We start from the raw sequence: 14,270 nt of genomic DNA on the forward strand, positions 1-14,270 counted from the left end.
CCGCCTCGGCGCGGAGTGTCCTGCCCGCGTGGAAGCACACGCGCCGGTCCGGGCGTCCGGCCCGCAGCGGGCCCCGCCGAGCCGGATGCCGCCCGGCAGGATCGGCCCGCCCGGCCGCCGTGCGGCAGGCCCTCAGATCACGATCCGGTCTCGTCCGATGCCCGGACACTTGTTTTCGGCCATGTAATCGATTCCAATCATCCGTGTAATCGATTCCACGGCTCGTTCCGCTGGTTTCGAGACCCCCGGAAACCACAAGGAGGTGGCCCGGAAATGGCGAGCATCAAGGATGTCGCGGCGCGGGCAGGAGTCTCTGTCGCCACGGTCTCCCGCGTTCTCAACAGTCATCCGTCCGTCAGTCCCGACGCACGCGCCCGCGTCCTCGCCGCCGTCGAAGCCCTCGGCTACCGGCCCAACGCCGTGGCCCGCTCGCTGCGCACCGACCAGACGCGCACGCTCGGCCTGGTCATCAGCGACGTACTCAATCCGTACTTCACCGCGCTGGCCCGCTCCGTGGAGGAGGAGGCCCGCGCGCTCGGCTACAGCGTGATCATCGGCAACGCCGACGAGCGGACCGAGCAGCAGGACGACCATGTCCGCACGCTCCTGGACCGCAGGATCGACGGGCTCCTGGTCTCGCCCGCCGACGGTGAGTCCCCGCTGCTGCTCGACGTCGCCCGCACCGGCACCCCGATGGTCTTCGTGGACCGCTGGATGCCCGGGGTGGACGTCCCCGTCGTCCGCGCGGACGGCCACCGGGCGATCCAGGACCTCGTCGCCCACCTGTACGCGCTCGGCCACCGCAGGCTCGCCATTATCGCGGGACCGGCGGCCACCACCACGGGCGACGAGCGTGTCGAGGCGTTCCGTGAAGCGATGCGTACGCACGGACTCGCGCTGCCCGACGCCTACATCGGCCAGGGCGACTTCCAAGCCGACAGCGGCCGACGCGCCACCGAGAGCTTCCTCTCGCTCCCCGAACCGCCCGAGATCGTGTTCGCCGCCGACAACCTCATGGCGCTCGGCGCCCTGGACGCCATCCGCGCACGCGGGCTGCGCGTCCCCGAGGACATCGGCATCGCGGCCTTCGACGACATCCCGTGGTTCGTCCACACCGGCCCGCCGATCACCGCGATCGCCCAGCCGACGGGCGAGCTCGGCCGCGCCGCCGTGCGTGCCCTGGTCGACATCGTCGAGGGCCGGCCTCCGCAGTCCGTCACCCTGCCCGCACGCCTCGTCGTACGCAGCTCCTGCGGCGAGCGCACCTTTGGACCCGGGAGCAACGAGTGAGTGAATCAGCCGAGTTGCTGCGCATCGAAGGCGTACGCAAGACATTCCCCGGCGTGGTCGCTTTGGACAGCGTCGACTTCGACCTGCGCAGCGGTGAAGTGCACGTCCTGCTCGGTGAGAACGGAGCGGGGAAGAGCACCCTCATCAAGATGCTCTCCGGCGCCTACCGCCCCGACAGCGGCCGGATCTTCGCCGGCGGCCAGGAGGTGCGCATCCATGGGGCGCAGGACGCCGAGAAGCTCGGGATCGCCACGATCTACCAGGAGTTCAACCTCGTACCCGATCTGACGGTCGCCGAGAACATCTTCCTCGGCCGGCAGCCCCGCCGCTTCGGCATGATCGACCGCAGGCGCATGGAAGCCGACGCCGAGGTGCTGCTGCGCCGCGTCGGCCTGCACGTCTCGCCCCGGGCGAAGATCCGCGAACTGGGCATCGCCCGCCTTCAGATGGTCGAGATCGCCAAGGCGCTCAGCCTGGACGCCCGCGTCCTGATCATGGACGAGCCGACCGCGGTCCTCACCTCCGAGGAGGTCGACAAGCTCTTCGGGATCGTCCGGCAGCTGCGCGCCGACGGCGTCGGCGTCGTCTTCATCACCCACCATCTCGACGAGATCGCCGCCCTCGGCGACCGCGTCACCGTCCTGCGCGACGGCCGCAGCATCGACCAGGTGCCCGCCTCGACCCCCGAGGCCGAGCTCGTCCAGCTCATGGTGGGACGCAGCATCGACCAGCAGTACCCGCGCGAACGCCCGGAAACCGGACAGCCGTTGCTCTCCGTGCGCGGGCTCACCCGCGACGGGGTGTTCCACGACATCAGCTTCGACGTGAAGGCCGGTGAGGTCGTCGGCCTCGCCGGACTCGTCGGGGCGGGGCGCACCGAGGTCGCCCGCGCCGTCTTCGGCGCCGACCCCTACGACTCCGGCACCGTCGACGTACGCGGCGAGCGCCTCGGCAAGCACGACGTGACCGCCGCCATGGGCGCCGGGATCGGGCTCGTCCCCGAGGACCGCAAGGGCCAGGGCCTGGTGCTCGACGCCTCCGTGCAGGAGAACCTGGGCCTGGTCACCCTCCGCTCGGCGACCCGCTCAGGGCTCGTCGACGTCAAGGGCCAGCGCACCGCGGCCGCCCGCATCGCCGAGCAGCTCGGCGTGCGGATGTCGGGCCTCGGCCAGCACGTCCGCACCCTGTCCGGCGGCAACCAGCAGAAGGTCGTCATCGGCAAGTGGCTCCTGGCCGACACCCGGGTCCTGATCCTCGACGAGCCGACGCGCGGGATCGACGTCGGCGCCAAGGTCGAGATCTACCAGCTCATCAACGAGCTGACGGCCTCGGGGCACGCCGTCCTGATGATCTCCAGCGACCTGCCCGAGGTCCTCGGGATGAGCGACCGGGTCCTGGTCATGGCCCAGGGGCGGATCGCGGGTGAGCTCCCCGCCCAGGAAGCGACCCAGGACGCCGTGATGGCACTCGCCGTCAGCGCCGCCCCCGCAACAGCCCCGTCCACCGACGGCGGCCAGCACACCGAGAACGACGAGGAGAGCCCCCGTGGCCACTGACACGCATCCGAGCAAGGCGGGCGCGGGCAGCGCCGGACACACCCTCCGCCGCCTCCTGCTCGACAACGGCGCGCTGAGCGCCCTGGTCGTCCTCCTGGTGGCGATGTCGCTGCTCTCCGGCGACTTCCTCACCACCCAGAACCTGCTGAACGTCGGTGTCCAGGCCGCCGTGACCGCGATCCTCGCGTTCGGCGTCACCTTCGTCATCGTCTCCGCCGGCATCGACCTCTCCGTCGGGTCGGTCGCCGCCCTCTCCGCGACCGTCCTCGCATGGTCGGCGACCTCCGAGGGCGTCCCGGTCTGGCTCGCGGTCATCCTGGCCGTCGCCACCGGCATCGCCTGCGGATTCGTGAGCGGCGCCCTCGTCGCGTACGGAAAGCTGCCCTCGTTCATCGCGACGCTGGCCATGCTCTCGGTCGCCCGCGGTCTGTCCCTCGTCATCTCCCAGGGCCGGCCGATCCCGTTCCCCGAGTCCGTCTCCGTTCTGGGTGACACGCTCGGCGGCTGGCTGCCCGTCCCGGTCCTCGTGATGATCGCGATGGGCCTGATAGCGGCCCTCATCCTGGCCCGCACCTACATCGGCCGCTCCATGTACGCCATCGGCGGCAACGAGGAAGCGGCCAGGCTCTCCGGCCTGCGGGTCAAGAAGCAGAAGCTGGCCATCTACGCCCTGTCGGGCCTCTTCGCCGCCGTCGCGGGCATCGTCCTCGCCTCCCGTCTGGTCTCCGCGCAGCCGCAGGCCGCACAGGGGTACGAACTCGACGCGATCGCCGCGGTCGTCATCGGCGGGGCGAGCCTCGCCGGCGGCGTCGGCAAGGCGTCCGGCACCCTGATCGGCGCACTGATCCTCGCCGTGCTGCGCAACGGCCTCAACCTCCTGTCCGTGTCCGCCTTCTGGCAGCAGGTCGTCATCGGCGTCGTCATCGCCCTCGCGGTGCTGCTCGACACACTCCGCCGCAAGGCCGGTTCCGGTGCCGCGAGCGCGGGCGGTTCGTCCGCCGCACCCGGCGGACCGGGCAAGGGCCGCAAGGGAGTGACGCAGATCGGCATCGCGGTGGTCTGCGTGGCCGCCGTCATCGCGGCGGTGACCTTCTTCAAGTCCGGTTCCACCGGCACCACCACCAAGGTGGGCATGTCGCTCTCCACTCTCAACAACCCCTTCTTCGTGCAGATGAAGGAGGGCGCGCAGGCCGAGGCCAAGGCGGCCGGAGTCGACCTGACCGTCACCGACGCTCAGAACGACGCCTCGCAGCAGGCCAACCAGCTGGAGAACTTCACCAGTTCCGGAGTGGACTCCGTCATCGTCAACCCGGTGGACTCCGACGCGGTCGGCCCCGGTGTCCGGGGCGCCAACAAGGCCGACATCCCGGTGGTCGCCGCCGACCGGGGCGTCAACAAGGCCGAGACCGCGACGCTCGTCGCCTCCGACAACGTGGCGGGCGGCAAGCTCGCCGCGAAGACGCTCGCCGACCGGCTCGGCGGCAAGGGCAGCATCGTCGTCCTCCAGGGCACGGCGGGCACATCCGCCAGCCGTGAGCGCGGCGCGGGCTTCGCGGCAGGCATCAAGGCCTACCCGGGCATCAAGATCGTCGCCACCCAGCCTGCCGACTTCGACCGCACCAAGGGTCTGGACGTGATGACCAACGTGCTCCAGTCGCACCCCGGGATCACCGGCGTCTTCGCCGAGAACGACGAGATGGCCCTCGGCGCGGTGAAGGCCCTGGGCAGCAAGGCCGGAAAGTCCGTCGCGGTCGTCGGCTTCGACGGAACCCCGGACGGTCTGACGGCCGTCGAGGCGGGCACCCTGTACGCGTCCGTGGCCCAGCAGCCCAAGGAACTGGGGAGGATCGCCGTACAGAACGCGGTCAGCGCCGCCGAAGGCAAGAAGGTCGACAGCATGGTGAAGGTGCCGGTCAAGGTCGTCACCCGGCAGAACGTCGCCGACTTCTCCTGATCACGGAAGGCACGATCCAGATGTACGCGAATGAGGACTCCGCGCCCTCCCGGTACGACCTCCTGGTCGTCGGCTCGGCCAACGCCGACCTGGTCATCGGCGTCGACCGGCGCCCCGGGCCGGGGGAGACGGTGCTCGGCACCGACCTCGTCGTCCACCCCGGCGGCAAGGGCGCCAACCAGGCCGTCGCCGCCGCCCGCCTCGGCGCCCGTACGGCGCTGCTGGCACGGGTCGGCGACGACGCCCACGGCCTCCTGCTGCGCGCCTCGCAGCAGGAGGCGGGTGTCGACACCGGCGGAGTCCTCGTCGGCGGGGCGCCCACAGGCGTCGCGCTCATCACCGTCGACCCGTCGGGGGACAACAGCATCGTCGTCTCCCCGGGCGCCAACGCCCGGCTGACCCCCGGGGACATCAAGGCGGCGGGCCCCCTGTTCGCGGCGGCCCGCGTCGTCTCCGTACAACTGGAGATCCCGCTGGACACCGTCGCCGAGACGGCCCGCTCCCTGGGCCAGGACACGCGTCTGGTCCTCAACCCGTCCCCGCCCGCCCCGCTCCCCGACGAAGTGCTGGCCGCCTGCGACCCGCTGGTCGTCAACGAGCACGAGGCGCGCTTCATCCTGGGGGAGGGCGCGGGAGCCACTCCGGAGGAGTGGGCCCGGGGGCTCACCGCGCTCGGACCCCGCTCGGTGGTGATCACGCTGGGCGCGGACGGGGCGCTGGTCTCCGACACCCGCGCGGGCGAACCCGTGCGCGTACCGAGCCCGCGGGTCGACGCCGTGGACACGACCGGTGCGGGTGACGCGTTCACCGCTGCCCTCGCCTGGCGGCTCGGCCTCGGGGAGGAACTCGCCGAAGCAGCCGCCTTCGCCGTGCGCGTCGGCGCGGCGGCCGCCACCAAGGAGGGCGCGCAGGCGTCCTTCCCCACCGCGGAAGAGGTCGCGGCACTGTGAAGAAGTCAGGCATCCTCAATCGTCATCTCGCGGGAGCGCTTGCCGAGTTGGGGCACGGCGACGGTGTCCTGGTCTGCGACGCCGGCATGCCCGTCCCCTCGGGCCCCCGCGTCGTCGACCTGGCCTTCCGTGCGGGAGTCCCGTCCTTCGCCGAGGTCCTGGACGGGCTGCTGGACGAGCTGGTCGTCGAGGGGGCCACGGCGGCCGAGGAGGTGCGACGGACCAATCCGGAGGCCGCCGGCCTCCTGGCCTCCCGCCTGCCGGACCTGACACATGTGCCCCACGAGCAGCTCAAGGCGCTCTCCGCCTCAGCCCGCCTGGTGGTGCGGACGGGGGAGGCACGGCCCCACGCGAACGTGCTGCTCAGATGCGGGGTGTTCTTCTGACCGGTCGTCGGGTGCGGGCGTCGTAGTGCGCCCGCTCCCGGCCCGGGTCGCGCGCCCTCCCGGGCCTCACGTGCGGGGCCCCGGGGCGCGCACTGTTACGCTCCTTCCCGTGACTGCCGGGTCGGCCATGGGCCATGTACGAGCAAGGCGCCCGGCTGTGGCATGAGCGCGTGGCGGGCACGAGCCCCGCCCGCCCCGTCGTGCACTTCCGACCGGCGCCCGCAACGCGGCGCCCCGTACCAGCGGAATTCACGACACGGAGACGTATCCTCATGCCTCACACACCACAGCAGGACCCGCTCGCCCAAGAGGGCGTCGGCGTGGTGCAGTTGAACCACCTCGCCGTGTACGCCGCCGACCGGGCACTGTCGGCGGAGTTCATCGCCGCCATCCTGGGCCTGGAGGTCGGCAGCCCTTTCGGTCCCTTCCTTCCCGTCGACCTCGGGAACGGCGTGACCCTGGACTACTACGAGCTGCGCGGTGAACCGGTGCAGGCGCAGCACTACGCCTTCCTCGTCCCGGACGCGGAGTTCGACAGCATGATCGCCCGGCTGGGCGCGCTCGGGGTCACGCACTACGCCGACCCCCAGCACAACGAACCCGGGCGGATCAACAGGCTCTTCGGGGGCCGGGGTGCCTATTTCAAGGACCCGGACGGCCACAACATGGAGATCATGACAAGGCCCTACGCCCGGCCCGGGGCCCCGGTCACAGGTCGGTGAGGCCGTCCACCAGCTCGGCCAGCGCCGAGGCAAGCGCGTCGAGTCCCGGGCCCGGAGGGCCACCGGGCTCGGTCATGTAGAGGTCGCGCCGGATCTCGATCATCAGCGCGCTGACCCGCCGGTCCTTCCCGTAGTGCTTCAGTGGGACGTACGTACCGGGGAACGGGCTGTCCAGCCCCGTGCCGCCGAATCCGGCGAATGCCGCCTCCGCCCGGGCCAGAAGCCCGGGCGGGGTGTGGAAGCCGTCGGTCCCCAGGCAGACCGGCGGACGGGGCCCGGCGCCGTGCAGTTCGTACGGGAGCGCCGCGGTGGGGTACGAGTGGACGTCGATGACGACCGCGCGCCCCGTGGCGGCCAGCCGCTCGTCGACAGCCGCCGTCATCGCGCGCGCGTACGGGTGGAAATAGCGGTCGAGCAGCGGGCCGGGGTCGTGCCCGGGGGCCCGGAGCGGCTCGCGGTGAGTGGTCCGCGTGTAGACCGCGCCCATGCCGACGGCCAGCATCTCCTCCCGGTCGTCGGGGAACCGCTCCGGGTCGACGACCAGTCGCGACAGGCCGTTGACGAAGCGCCAGGGTGCCGCGGCGCCGGCCTCGCAGGCCCTGGCCGCCAGGTCGGCGGTGTGGGCGTCGGTGATGTGGTCGAGCTCCGTCTCCAGCGCCGCGTCGTCGAGCACGATTCCGCCGCGCACCTCCTCCGGGACGACCCGGGAGGAGTGGGGGACATGCAGCAGAACCGACGATCCGACGGCGCCGGGCACGAGCTCGAAGGGGAGAGGGACGGTGCTCAACGGCGGTCCGCCTCTGTGAGTGCCACGGCTTCTGTGAGTCCGGCGGCCTCTGCGAGTCCGGCGGATTCCGTGAGTCCGGCGGCTTCTGTGAGTCCGGCGGCTTCTGTGAGTCCGGCGGCCTCTGCGAGTCCGGCGGATTCCGTGCTCAGCGGGGCGGCCATGCGGAAAGCCTACGCCGGCACGCGTCCCTGCTCCGCAGCCTTTCATCCCTGGCGCGATGACGGACGCCCGCCTCGAACGGCTTCCTGTGGCACCGGGTCGAACTCCGGTGCGTGGAAGCCGTTTCGGGGCGGGCGTCACCGCGTCACCGCTCGTCCAGGGTGTGCGCGGACCGGTGGGACGGATCCGCCGCCGTGCCGGTCAGCGAGGGAACGGTCAGCTCGCCCAGACCTCGGCGTCGTCGGCCGGGACGGTGGTGGCGAGCTTCAGCTCCTTGCGGGCGTCGACCGACTTGTTCGGGTCGATGCCGGTGAAGGCCAGGTCGTACGCGATGTAGAAGGCGTCCGTGTCAGCGGCCGACGCGGCGTCCTTCCACGCGTCGGCGGCGTCCTTGAGCTGCTTGGCCAGCTTGACGGTCTCCGGCTGCTCGATGCCCTTGAGGTTCGTGAGGTGGGCGTCCAGAGCCGTGGAGACGGCCTTGGCCTGCTTCTTGTAGCCGGCGAGGTCGTCCTCGATCTGCTCCGCCTCCGGCTGGTTCGCCCACAGGGCGTCGTAGACGGCGCCCGCACCCTTGAGGTACGCCTTCTGGTCGGCGTTCAGGGAGTCGTTCTTCAGAGAGTCGGTGAAGGTGCCCGTCTCCTTGGCGTACGTGCAGCTCACGGCCCGGTCGCCGGTCGCCCAGCTCTGGCTGGTGGGGTAGTAGTAGAAGAGCTCGACGCCCGCGGGTATCGCCCAGGTGTCGGAGATGAACTTCTGCGACACGGTCGGGCAGCGCTCGTCCGCGATCTTCGACGCCCCTTCGTCACCGGGGTAGGCGGACTCCCCTTCGATCTTGAACTCGCCCACGACCTGGCCCTCGTGGGGCTCCTTGCACGGGACGATCTCGACGCTGAACTCCTCGCTCTCGTTCGCCCCGCTGTTCGGGTTGTAGCAGTCGCCCGGGGTGAGCGAGAAGACCGAACGCTGACGGACGACCTTCTTGGCGCCGGCAGTGGCGCTGTCGATGGCGTCGGAGCAGCCGACCGCGCCGATCGCGAGGAGGGCGACAAGCGCGGACATGCCGCGGGCGGAGCGAGACGTGACACCGGGAAACATGGCTTTGGGCATCCTCAAACGGAAGTTCTGTGAACAGGTGTGCGCATCGTATGGCATGGCTGTGACATGTCTGTGCACAGGCGATGTCCCGAGCGCTCCGCAAGAATAACCCTTGTGAACCCAGTCAACAGCTGCCATCCTGGAACGGCGGCAGCGTCGGGGGGCGCTCGGTTCGGCTTCGCCTCCTCCGCCCGCGAGGACACCGGAAGTCCGGGCCGTACGAGAGACGGGGCGCGCATGAGAAGCCTGCAGACCGCGACGCTGCTCGCGTCGACGCTGGGAGCCGCCCTGATGGCCGGGCTCTTCTGTGCCTTCGCGTACGCCGTCATGCCGGGCCTGGCCCGCACCGACGACCGTGCCTTCGTCCGGAGCATGCAGCACATCAACCGATCCATCATCAACGGCTGGTTCCTGACGCCCTTTCTGCTGCCGTTGCCCCTGCTCGTCCTGGCGACGGTCCTCGCGGCGAAGGGGCACAGCCCGGGGGCCCTGCCGTGGATCATCGCGGCGCTGGCTCTGTACGCCGCGGCGTTCCTGGTCACCGGCGCGCGGAACGTCCCGCTCAACGACGCCCTCGACGCGGTTCCGCCGGATGCCGCGCCCGACCGGCTCGCCGAGGCGCGGGCGGCGTTCGAGAGCGACTGGGTTACCTGGAACACCGTCCGCGCCGTCCTCCACACCGCCTCGCTCGGCGCACTGCTGTGGGCGCTCCACCTGCACGGCACGGGCGTGGGCGAGGCAAGTTGAGCCCCTGACGTGGGCTCCCGGCGTCCGGCGCCCGGGTGTCAGGCCGCGGCGGTGAGCGCCGGCCTGGCCAGCGCCGTGGCACCGGCCGGCACGGTCGCCGGGGCACCTGTCGGCATGGTCGCCGTGGCACCGGCAGGCTTGGTCGCAGTGGGGAAGACCACCACCCGGAGCAGGGCGAAACGCCCGATGCCGGCCACCGCCGACGCCGACAGATACACGGACTGCTCGACCAGTGCCGATGGTGCCGACTGCACGGCGTGCAGCACCAGCAGAGCCCCGGTGGTGAACACGTAACTCACGGCAACCGTCAGCCCCGACTGGAGATGCACGCGCCAGCCACCCCGGTTCGTGCGGAACGAGATCCTGCTGTGCAGCTCCGTCGCGATCACCGTGCCGACGACCGTGATCACGGCATTGGCGACGACCAGCGGTACGTGCGCGCTGAGCAGCACCAGTGCACCGCTCGACGCCAGGCCGACCCCGCCTCCGCACACGACGAAGCGCAGGAACGCCGTGACGAGCGGGTGAGCGGTGCGGCGCTTCGGCCGGTGCGCGGGGGCGGTCACGGAAAGCCTCCAGTCGGGGTGTGCGGAGCGGTGCACTGATTCCACTCCACAGCCTGGCCCCGGCGCGTCCCCCGAACGATACGGAGAGACCCCTAATTCTCTGGGGGGTTGTCCCCCCTTGAAGCCCTAGGGGAGAGCCCCCCTCAGAGGTGGGGAGGCGGGGCGCCGCGTGACCCCCGGCCCCGCCTCTCGTTGACCAAGGCCGCCGCTGTCAGTCCTTCGGCCAAGGTGAGGAGCCGTCATGTACGCAGCCGGGCCGGTACGCCCCGCGCCCAGGGGCCTTGCTGCCCGGCCGGCCCGACGGGTGTCCGGTCCGCTTCCCTGGCTGATCGTCGTCGCCCTGGTGCTCGTCGCCGTACAACTGACCTTCGTCGTACCGGGATCAGGGCTGTCCTGGGACGAGACGGTCTATGTCGGCCAGGCCGGAGGCAATGCCCCTCCCGCGTTCTTCAGCGCACCCCGCGCCCGGGGGATCACCTATCTCGTCGCACCGGCCGCGGTGTTCACCGCGTCGACCACCGTGCTGCGGATTTTTCTCACGCTGCTCTCCGCCGGAGGGCTGGTCCTCGCCCTCGGGATCTGGCGCACGGTCCTGCCCACACCCGTACTCGTGGGCGCGGGAGGGCTGTTCGCCGGACTGTGGCCGACGCTGTTCTACGGACCGGCCGCCATGCCCAACCTGTGGTGCGCCCTGGGAGCCCTGGCCGCGACCGGCTGGGTCGCGAGGGCCCTCGGCGGTGGCACGGGACGCGGCGCCGGCCGTGCGGAGACGGTCGGCGCCGGTGCCGCCGTGGCACTGGTCGCCCTGATGCGGCCCTCGGACGGATTCTGGCTCGCGTTGCCGCTGGCCCTCGCCATCGTCCTGCTGCCCGGCCGGCGTCTGCCCGGCATGTGTGCCGCGCTCGTCACCGGGCTGGTGGCAGGCTGCGCACCCTGGGCCGCCGAGGCGTACGCCCACTACGGCGGTCTCGGCGCCCGGCTTCACCGGGCCGGTGAGATCCAGGGCGGGCTGGGCTGGAACATCGCCGTCGACGACCATCTGCGGGCCCTCGCCGGGCGCACCCTCTGCCGGTCCTGCGACATCGGCTGGGAGAACCCCGCCACCGCCCTCTGGTGGGCCGCACTGCCCCTGCTCGTCATCGGCGGGATGCGTGCGGCGCGCAGGGCCGGCCGGGGCGCGACGGCGCTGCTGGCCACCGCGACCGGGATCGCGATGGCCGTGCCGTATCTCTTCCTCGTCGGCTACGCCGCACCCCGCTTCCTGCTCCCCGCCTACGCGCTGCTGGCCGTCCCGGCGGCCGAATGCCTCGCGCGCCTCTTCGCCCGGACGCGGCGCGCCCGCAGACCCGTGGGCGCCACCCTGCTGGCCCTGGCCCTGGCGGCGCATCTCACCGTCCAGCTCTCCGTCCTCAGCCATGTGGTCCGCACGAGCCGTGCCACGACCACGGAGTTCGCCGCCGTCGCCCGCGCACTCAACGCCGCGGGGGTGCGCCCGCCGTGCGTGGTCAGCGGAGACCAGGCCGTGCCGGTCGCGTACTACGCGGGCTGCGCCTCCCGCCAGACCGGCGGTCACGACGCGAGCACCACCCCGGAGGCACTCCTCGCCGCGGCCCGCCGTCTCCCGACGGCCTTCCTGGTGGCGGAGGGTGACGACCCGCCGGCCTTCGCCGGCGGGCTGCGGGGCATCCCCCTGCCGCCCGGCCGGGGCGCCGGGGCCGGTCAGGCGTATCTGCTGCCCGGACCGGCCGAGGTGCGGACGGCGGCGAGCGGGAAATCAGGCTGACCTCAGCGGCCGGCTCGCCTGTCGCCGACCTGACACACCGGGCGCACGAGCCCTCGGCGCGGTTGAGGATCATGCCCGTCCGAGGTCCCCGGGCGCGTCCGGGTGCGCCGTCCGCCACGCCGCCATCGAGAGGTCCCACTCGTCCCCGGAGAGCGCGGTCAGTGAGGCCGGGAAGAGGCCGTCCTCCTCCCTGGCGATGTGCCGGTGCAGCTCGTCCACCGCCTCCCGCAGCTGTACGACGTCCTCGGCGCGGCCCAGATCGACACGGCCCAGGAACGCGGCGAGCTCCCGGTGCTCGCGTACCAGCGCGTCGATGTAACCGGCGTACTCCGCGTCGCCGCCCATCACCGCGAAGAGCCCCTGCTCCTCACCCTGCCAGTGGGCGAGCAGTTCCCGCGCCATCCGCGCGACCAGCTCCCCGGCCAGAGCCCGATCGCCGTGGTCCAGGGCCCGCAGGGCGTCGCCGGCCGTGTCGGTCACGGACTCGTGCTCCGCGATGAACTCCCTGATCAGTGGGATCTCGCGACAGCCGCAGTAGTGGCACATGCGCCCACCGTAGTCCGGCATGCGGCATATGTGCCGACGGTGACCCCGGGCCGGCCGGCGTCGGCCGAGGACCGGTCACAGCTCGTACAGCGGCTACTTCTCCGCCGTCGCGGAGTCCTCGGCGGCGACAGGCTGGACACGCGCGCCGACCCGCAGCAGATGGTCCCGGTAGTCCTGCGTGTTCAGAGCCAGCGAGCGGTCCAGCCGCGCGGCGTTGAAGTACATCTCCTCGTGCTCCAGCACCCGCGGATCCACGATGAGTTCCAGATCCGGATGGAAACTGAACGGGAGAATCGTGCCGCTGACGCTTCCGGAGAGCTCCTCGGCCCTGTCCGCCGAGGCGAACGAGACATAACTCCCCTCGGCCAGGGCCTTCAGGCCCTGCAGATCGACCCGGGCGTCTCCCGGGACGACGGCGAGGAAGTACCGCTTGGTGCGCTTGCCCGTCTTCACCATGACGACCAGGCACTTGGCCGCCTGCTCCACCGGGTTCCCACGGAGTCGGCTGACCTCCTCGGTGCGCCCCTCGGGGGTGTGGTCGATGACGCGGTACCGGGCGCCGTGCTCGTCGAGCAGCGACACCAGCCGCAGATAGGCATCGCCGCCGGAGACGCCCACGGAGACTTCCACGGAGACGTCCACGGACTCCTGCGGGGCGGATGCGGACTGCTGGGGCACGTTTTCCATCCTTCGTCGAACTCGGGGCGGTCCTGGTGACGTGCGGACGCCTTGCCGTCACGACGATAGTCCGTCCAGTGCGCCGGTCCGCCCCGAAGCGGTACCGATGATCAATTGTTCGCCAACGGGCGCGCCCAATAGGTAGGTTGGTGGCGCCCGTGACCACAGTCGCCGGCATCCGTCGCTGACATCCGCCCTGACCACGGAGGCGTCCGAATGAGTGAGAACCCGCAATCGTCCGTCGCCCCGGCCACGACGCCCCTGTCGGACCGGATCGACACGACGCGCCCGCACTCGGCCCGCTTCTGGAACTACTTCGTGGGCGGCAAGGACAACTACGAGGTCGACCGTGAGATAGGCGACCAGATCAGGACGTTCTTTCCCGGGCTGGTCGATGTGGCGGTGGCGGGGCGGCAGTTCCTGCGGCGCTCGGTACGGCACCTGGTCGAGGAGCGGGGCATCCGGCAGTTCCTCGACATCGGCACAGGACTGCCGACCGCCGACAACACGCACCAGGTCGCCCAGAGCCTCGCCCCCGACGCCCGCATCGTCTACGTGGACAACGACCCGCTGGTCCTGGCCCACGCGCGTGCCCTGCTCACCAGCACACCCGAAGGGGCCACCGACTACATCGACGCGGACCTCTACGACCCGGACGCCGTCCTCGCCGAAGCTGCGAAGACGCTCGACTTCGACCGTCCCGTGGCGCTGATGCTCCTCGGGATACTCGGCCACGCGGGCGACTTCGGCCAGGCCCGCGACGTCGTCGGGCGCCTCATGGCGGGCCTGCCCTCGGGCAGCCACCTCGTCGTCTACGACGGCACGCGCACCAGCGAGGGCATGATCGCCGCCGAGAAGGCGTACATCGAGAGCGGAGCGGTGCCGTACCACGTGCGCGAGCCCGACGAGATCGCCACGCTCTTCGACGGCCTCCGATGGGTCGAGCCCGGATTCGTGCGGCTCAGCGAGTGGCACCCCGACGCGGAGAGCGCGAGCGTCCCCGCCGATGTGGACGCCTTCGGCGGCGCCGGATACAAGGAGTAGGAGTCCG

Annotated in this window: 15 protein-coding genes; 9 read left to right on the top strand and 6 right to left on the bottom strand. The window is 71.4% G+C overall.

All coding sequences use genetic code 11. The annotated features are described in order from the left end of the window. Nucleotides 1-273: 273 nt before the first annotated feature. The 6 genes from ACWCQM_RS27110 (at nt 274) to ACWCQM_RS27135 (ending at nt 6,858) form a co-directional block, all read left to right on the top strand. Nucleotides 274-1,290, top strand: coding sequence for a LacI family DNA-binding transcriptional regulator (locus ACWCQM_RS27110; protein ID WP_450917724.1), 1,017 nt, complete (start codon nt 274-276; stop codon nt 1,288-1,290). After that, complete coding sequence (locus ACWCQM_RS27115) at nt 1,287-2,846, top strand: sugar ABC transporter ATP-binding protein (RefSeq protein ID WP_450917725.1); 1,560 nt, start codon at nt 1,287-1,289, stop codon at nt 2,844-2,846. Before ACWCQM_RS27110 ends, ACWCQM_RS27115 begins: the two co-directional genes overlap by 4 nt. Beyond that, the gene (locus ACWCQM_RS27120) at nt 2,836-4,800 is read left to right on the top strand and encodes an ABC transporter permease/substrate-binding protein (protein WP_450917726.1); all 1,965 of its coding nucleotides are present in this window, start codon (nt 2,836-2,838) and stop codon (nt 4,798-4,800) included. The genes ACWCQM_RS27115 and ACWCQM_RS27120 overlap by 11 nt, the downstream gene beginning before the upstream one ends. Before the next feature lie 20 nt (nt 4,801-4,820). Further along, the gene (locus tag ACWCQM_RS27125) at nt 4,821-5,750 is read left to right on the top strand and encodes a ribokinase (protein WP_450917727.1); all 930 of its coding nucleotides are present in this window, start codon (nt 4,821-4,823) and stop codon (nt 5,748-5,750) included. Next, a complete protein-coding gene (gene rbsD, locus ACWCQM_RS27130; RefSeq protein WP_450917728.1) occupies nt 5,747-6,136 on the top strand; it encodes a D-ribose pyranase in 390 nt (129 codons plus the stop codon). The genes ACWCQM_RS27125 and rbsD overlap by 4 nt, the downstream gene beginning before the upstream one ends. Nucleotides 6,137-6,408: 272 nt before the next feature. Continuing rightward, nucleotides 6,409-6,858 (top strand): VOC family protein, encoded by a 450-nt coding sequence (locus ACWCQM_RS27135; protein ID WP_450917729.1) that lies wholly within the window; start codon nt 6,409-6,411, stop codon nt 6,856-6,858. Here ACWCQM_RS27135 and ACWCQM_RS27140 read toward each other — a convergent pair. From ACWCQM_RS27140 to ACWCQM_RS27150, 3 genes are all read right to left on the bottom strand, one after another. Beyond that, on the bottom strand, nt 6,845-7,645 hold the full coding sequence (locus ACWCQM_RS27140; protein WP_450917730.1) for an N-formylglutamate amidohydrolase: 801 nt from the start codon (nt 7,643-7,645) through the stop codon (nt 6,845-6,847). The two genes, ACWCQM_RS27135 and ACWCQM_RS27140, sit on opposite strands and share 14 nt — an antisense overlap. Further along, nucleotides 7,642-7,806 carry a hypothetical protein gene (locus ACWCQM_RS27145; protein ID WP_450917731.1) on the bottom strand — a complete coding sequence of 55 codons (165 nt, stop codon included), beginning with the start codon at nt 7,804-7,806 and terminating at the stop codon, nt 7,642-7,644. Before ACWCQM_RS27145 ends, ACWCQM_RS27140 begins: the two co-directional genes overlap by 4 nt. Nucleotides 7,807-8,020: 214 nt before the next feature. Further along, nucleotides 8,021-8,899, bottom strand: coding sequence for a septum formation family protein (locus ACWCQM_RS27150; RefSeq protein ID WP_450917791.1), 879 nt, complete (start codon nt 8,897-8,899; stop codon nt 8,021-8,023). A 237-nt stretch (nt 8,900-9,136) separates the two neighbouring features. Between ACWCQM_RS27150 and ACWCQM_RS27155 the strand changes: the two genes are divergently transcribed. Further along, on the top strand, nt 9,137-9,646 hold the full coding sequence (locus ACWCQM_RS27155; protein WP_450917732.1) for an anthrone oxygenase family protein: 510 nt from the start codon (nt 9,137-9,139) through the stop codon (nt 9,644-9,646). 38 nt (nt 9,647-9,684) lie between these two features. On the opposite strand, the gene ACWCQM_RS27160 is transcribed toward ACWCQM_RS27155, so the two are convergent. Beyond that, entirely contained in the window at nt 9,685-10,212 is a 528-nt protein-coding gene (locus ACWCQM_RS27160; RefSeq protein ID WP_450917733.1) for a hypothetical protein, read from the bottom strand. 241 nt (nt 10,213-10,453) lie between these two features. Here ACWCQM_RS27160 and ACWCQM_RS27165 point away from each other — a divergent pair, with 241 nt between their 5' ends. Then, the gene (locus ACWCQM_RS27165) at nt 10,454-11,995 is read left to right on the top strand and encodes a hypothetical protein (protein ID WP_450917734.1); all 1,542 of its coding nucleotides are present in this window, start codon (nt 10,454-10,456) and stop codon (nt 11,993-11,995) included. A 69-nt stretch (nt 11,996-12,064) separates the two neighbouring features. On the opposite strand, the gene ACWCQM_RS27170 is transcribed toward ACWCQM_RS27165, so the two are convergent. Together ACWCQM_RS27170 and ACWCQM_RS27175 are read right to left on the bottom strand one after the other, a co-directional pair. Next, entirely contained in the window at nt 12,065-12,562 is a 498-nt protein-coding gene (locus ACWCQM_RS27170; RefSeq protein ID WP_450917735.1) for a hemerythrin domain-containing protein, read from the bottom strand. 72 nt (nt 12,563-12,634) lie between these two features. Next, entirely contained in the window at nt 12,635-13,159 is a 525-nt protein-coding gene (locus ACWCQM_RS27175) for a YbaK/EbsC family protein (protein ID WP_450917792.1), read from the bottom strand. A gap of 276 nt (nt 13,160-13,435) precedes the next feature. Here ACWCQM_RS27175 and ACWCQM_RS27180 point away from each other — a divergent pair, with 276 nt between their 5' ends. Continuing rightward, a complete protein-coding gene (locus ACWCQM_RS27180; RefSeq protein WP_450917736.1) occupies nt 13,436-14,263 on the top strand; it encodes an SAM-dependent methyltransferase in 828 nt (275 codons plus the stop codon). Nucleotides 14,264-14,270: the final 7 nt, after the last annotated feature.

This window comes from Streptomyces sp. NPDC002125 (assembly GCF_053593715.1).